Raw genomic sequence first — 3,987 nt, 5'->3', positions numbered from 1 at the left:
GCACCGGCCGATCGACCGTCATCAAGAAACCCTGCGGCTGTTCCTCAACCGTGTCGAGGCTCAGGCTGCTGCTGATATCGTCACCCCGGCCGCCATAGCTCCATTCAATGGCCGGCGCCCCACTCTCGTTCATCATCTCTGACATACACTGCTCCTTATAAAATGAATTCAACACGCCTGCTGCGTGCCGGAACAGTAAACCGCTGCGGGGGGACCCGCGTCCACGCCGGGCGGCACGCTGGCGAACCAAACAACGAGGCGCGCAAAATAAAGCTCGAAATGAACAGTTTCCCCACGTGATAGCGCAGCATTTGAACGGCCTTTGCTGTAGCGCAGAGGCATAGTGATGACGTTGCCGCCACCGGAGAGTGTTATGACCGCGATTAAACCGGACGCCATCGACCGCGTTCTCCCCGCCGCCACGCCCTGGCTGGCCGTCATCAACGTGCTGTTCGCCGGCATCGCGGCGGCGCTGCACGTGGGTAAGGCCACCATCGCGTTGCCGGCGCTGCAGGCCGAGTTTGGCCGTTCACTGGAGACGCTAAGCTGGGTCATTTCGGCCTTTCCTTTCGTCGGGGTGTTCGGCGGCATCGCCGCCGGACTGCTGGTGCGCCGCTGGGGCGATCGGCGCCTGCTGGCGCTCGGGCTGCTGATCATCAGCGCCGCCAGCTTCGCCGGCGCCACGCTGCACGACTTCAGCGGGTTGATTGTCAGCCGCTTTGTCGAAGGCCTCGGCTTCGTGATCGTGGTGGTCGCCTCGCCGGCAGTGCTGAACCGCATCGTCGCCCCGGCGCAGCGCAACCTGGTGTTCGGCATCTGGAGCACCTTCATGCCGGCGGGCATCGCCATTTCACTGTTTTTCGGCCCCCATCTCGCCGGTTGGCAACAGAGTTGGCAGGCCGGTGCGGCGTTGACGCTGCTGGCCGCCCTGCTGCTGCCGCTGACTACGTCCCGCCGCGCCGCCGAGGCGCACGTTCCGCCGTCGCCGCTGCGGCAAGCGCTGGGCGCGATGCTGCGGGCGCGCCAGCCGCTGTTGCTGGCGCTGATGTTCACCGCTTACAACCTGCAGTTTTTCTCGGTGATGACCTTTTTGCCGATCTTTCTGATGCAGCGCATCGGCCTGTCGCTCGCGGCCGCCGGCGGCATCAGCGCGGCGGCGGTGGCGGCCAACATCATCGGCAACCTCGCCGCCGGCGTGCTGCTGTCGCGCGGGCTGCCCGCCAGAACGCTGCTCGCCGCCACCAGCCTGTTGATCGGGGGCTTCGGCGTCGGCATTTTCCTGCCGATGACGCCCAACGGCCTGCTGATCCCGCTGTGCTTCCTGTTCTGCGCCATCGCCGGCATGCTGCCCGCCACCATTCTGGCCGCCACGCCGGCGGCGACACCGGAACCGACGCTGCTGCCGCTGAGTCTCGGGCTGGTGATGCAGGGAAACTACCTCGGCCAGGTGATCGGCCCGGTCGCGCTGAGCGCCATCGTGGCCGCGGCCGGCTGGGCGGCTCCGGCGTGGCTGGTGCTCGCGGCGGCGGTGTCAGGAGCCGTATTGGCGCTGGCGGCTACGCTTCCGTCAGGAAATCGATGAATTTCCGCACCTTCAGCGGGACAAAGCGCGCATAGGGGTAAAGCAGGATGAAGGGACGCGAGGCGCCGGCATAATCTTTCAAAACCTCGACCAGCGCCCCGTTGCTCAACTCTTGTTCGACGGTAAAGCGATACACCTGCATCAGTCCGGCGCCGCTTTTCACCAGCGTCAGCGTAGCGAGGTAATCTTCCTGGCAAAGCCAGCGTCCGGCAGTGTCCACTTTGCTATTTTCGCCTTGAACCTTAAACGTCCAGGCGGTTTTTCTGCCGGTGCTGGGCAACGCATACTGAATGCAATCGTGCCGGGCCAGATCCGCCGGCGTGAGCGGCGCAGGATGACGTTGCAAATAGCCCGGCGTCGCCACCACGATCAGTTCAGCCTCCTCCAATCGCCGCGATACCAGGCCGGAATCGTTCAGTTCGCTGCCGCGAATGGCGACGTCGAATTTATCTTCGGAGAAATCGATATTCTGATTGCTGACGTGCAGATTCAGCTTGAGATCGGGATAGCGATGCGCAAACTCGGGCAAACGCGGCAACAGCCTAAAATGCGCGTACAGCGTCGGTGCGCTGATGCTGAGCGTCCCCACCGGTTTGTCCCGTTCGCCGGAAATTCTCGCCTCGGCCTCCATCAGCTGGCTCAGCGCCCGGCGACATTCCAGGTAATAACGCTGTCCGGCATCCGTGACGCGCATCTGGCGTGTGGTGCGGATAAACAGCTTCGCCTGCAATCGCGTCTCCAGGCGCGCGACCGAGCGGCTGACCGCCGCAGGGGTTATCCCGGCGGCATTGGCCGCTGCGGTGAAACTGCCGGTTTCTACCGTCAGGCAAAACAGCTCGATACTGCCCACCTGAACGTCGTCAAAATGGCGTTGCATGTCTCTCCCCGCCGATTCATTACATCAGGTATAAATTAAAATTCTTTCCCTATCATTTTTCAACCATCAGGTATGGATTACCGTTCACCTACGATCAATCACTATCCTGTCGAGGAGAGAAAATGAGCAAAGTAAAAACGGTCATCGTCACGGGCGCATCNAGCGGCTTGGGCTTCGCCATCGCGCAAGCCTACCTGGCGCGCGGCTATCAGGTTGTCGCAAACGCCCGTTCGCTTGAACGGCTGCAGGCGGCGGCGGACAAACTCGGCCGCCCGGCCAATCTGCTGCTGGCGCCGGGAGACATCGCGCTGCCGGAAACCGCCGAGCGGTTGTTCAGCCTGGCGATACAGGCTTTTGGTCAGGTAGATATTCTCATCAATAACGCCGGCATATTTATCGCCAAGCCGATCGCCGACTATACGCCGGAGGAGGTCGACGCGATGGTGGCAACCAATCTGAAAGGCTTCTTCTACCCGGCGCAGGCCGCCGCCCGGCATATGCAGCAACGCGGCGCCGGCCACATCGTCGCCATCACCGCGTCGATCGCCATGCAGCCCAACAGCAAAGTGCCCGCTTTGCTGCCTGTGCTGATTAAAGGCGGCCTTAACCACGCCGTGCGCGAACTGGCATTGGAGTTAGCGCCGCACAACGTGATGGTCAACGCCGTGGCGCCCGGCATCATCGCCACGCCGATGCATCAAAATGATGAACAGAGCCTGGCGCAGATGCGGCAACTGGCGCCAACCGGCCGCGTCGGCCAGCCGCAGGACATCGTCGATGCGGTGCTGTATCTGACTGACGCCAATTTCGTTACCGGCGCGGCGCTCGCGGTTGACGGCGGCGCCACCGCCGGGGTCTGGTGAAACCGGGGGAAAACGCCATGCCATACGTCAACATTAAAGTGACCGACGAAGGGGTCAGCGCCGCGCAAAAACGCATGCTGATCGAGGGAGCCACCACGCTGCTGGAACGGGTGCTGAATAAGCCACGCCACACCACTTTCGTGGTGATTGACGAGGTGGCCACCGACAACTGGGGCGTCGGCGGAGAGAGCGTCACCGCCCTGCGCGCCAAAGAACGAGGCGAATAACGGATGATTGATGCTGTGAGTCTCGTGTCGTAGGGTACAGCCGCTAGTTATCGTTATCGGGCCTGCATGATGAGACCAGGCACGCTTAGCGCGAAGGATAAGGCCAGTGGTGATCAAGGCCCGATAATGACAAGGCGCCGGTCGCGGCAAGATAAACCAGCACGCCGGCGAAAGCGATCAGCAGCACCTTTTCGATAACGGCAAGTCGTTTGTGTTCAGTCATTTGCATACTCCTTCGTGATATCGGGCGAACGGCCGCCCTCCTAAAAACTAGGAAAGCCTGGCGCAGGCGGCAAGCGCGGCTCACAAAATGAAACACAATAGATAAATTTATTTAATTATTTAGCCCTCTTTCTTTTCTCTCGCCGCCGCCTGTTCACCGTGCGGCGCCCGCCTTGCCCTTACCAGATTGTCCATCACCGTGCGTTCCGGATCGAG

General features: G+C 61.8%; 5 protein-coding genes. 3 read left to right on the top strand and 2 right to left on the bottom strand.

Features of this window, described 5'->3' with window-relative positions; all coding sequences use genetic code 11:
- Positions 1-373 precede the first annotated feature (373 nt).
- Positions 374-1,582 (top strand): CynX/NimT family MFS transporter, encoded by a 1,209-nt coding sequence (locus ADK28_RS07750; RefSeq protein ID WP_048795346.1) that lies wholly within the window; start codon positions 374-376, stop codon positions 1,580-1,582.
- Here ADK28_RS07750 and ADK28_RS07745 read toward each other — a convergent pair.
- Positions 1,557-2,459, bottom strand: coding sequence for a LysR family transcriptional regulator (locus ADK28_RS07745; RefSeq protein ID WP_048795345.1), 903 nt, complete (start codon positions 2,457-2,459; stop codon positions 1,557-1,559). The genes ADK28_RS07750 and ADK28_RS07745 overlap by 26 nt on opposite strands.
- A gap of 122 nt (positions 2,460-2,581) precedes the next feature.
- Between ADK28_RS07745 and ADK28_RS07740 the strand changes: the two genes are divergently transcribed.
- Both ADK28_RS07740 and ADK28_RS07735 read left to right on the top strand, forming a co-directional pair.
- Positions 2,582-3,322 carry an SDR family NAD(P)-dependent oxidoreductase gene (locus ADK28_RS07740; protein WP_015377621.1) on the top strand — a complete coding sequence of 247 codons (741 nt, stop codon included), beginning with the start codon at positions 2,582-2,584 and terminating at the stop codon, positions 3,320-3,322.
- 17 nt (positions 3,323-3,339) lie between these two features.
- Entirely contained in the window at positions 3,340-3,549 is a 210-nt protein-coding gene (locus tag ADK28_RS07735) for a tautomerase family protein (protein ID WP_033633277.1), read from the top strand.
- 85 nt (positions 3,550-3,634) lie between these two features.
- Here ADK28_RS07735 and ADK28_RS32410 read toward each other — a convergent pair whose 3' ends face one another.
- Entirely contained in the window at positions 3,635-3,772 is a 138-nt protein-coding gene (locus tag ADK28_RS32410) for a hypothetical protein (RefSeq protein ID WP_004941229.1), read from the bottom strand.
- Positions 3,773-3,987: the final 215 nt, after the last annotated feature.

This window comes from Serratia sp. 506_PEND, assembly GCF_001076875.1.
Taxonomy (GTDB): domain Bacteria; phylum Pseudomonadota; class Gammaproteobacteria; order Enterobacterales; family Enterobacteriaceae; genus Serratia; species Serratia marcescens.
The sequence above is the reverse complement of the archived record's forward strand: the minus strand, read 5'-3'. Positions and strand labels throughout refer to the sequence as shown.

Coding starts and splice junctions, on each gene's coding strand:
- ADK28_RS07750 (WP_048795346.1), top strand. CDS start 374: ATGACCGCGATTAAACCGGACGCCATCGACCGCGTTCTCCCCGCCGCC.
- ADK28_RS07745 (WP_048795345.1), bottom strand. CDS start 2,459: ATGCAACGCCATTTTGACGACGTTCAGGTGGGCAGTATCGAGCTGTTT.
- ADK28_RS07735 (WP_033633277.1), top strand. CDS start 3,340: ATGCCATACGTCAACATTAAAGTGACCGACGAAGGGGTCAGCGCCGCG.
- ADK28_RS32410 (WP_004941229.1), bottom strand. CDS start 3,772: ATGACTGAACACAAACGACTTGCCGTTATCGAAAAGGTGCTGCTGATC.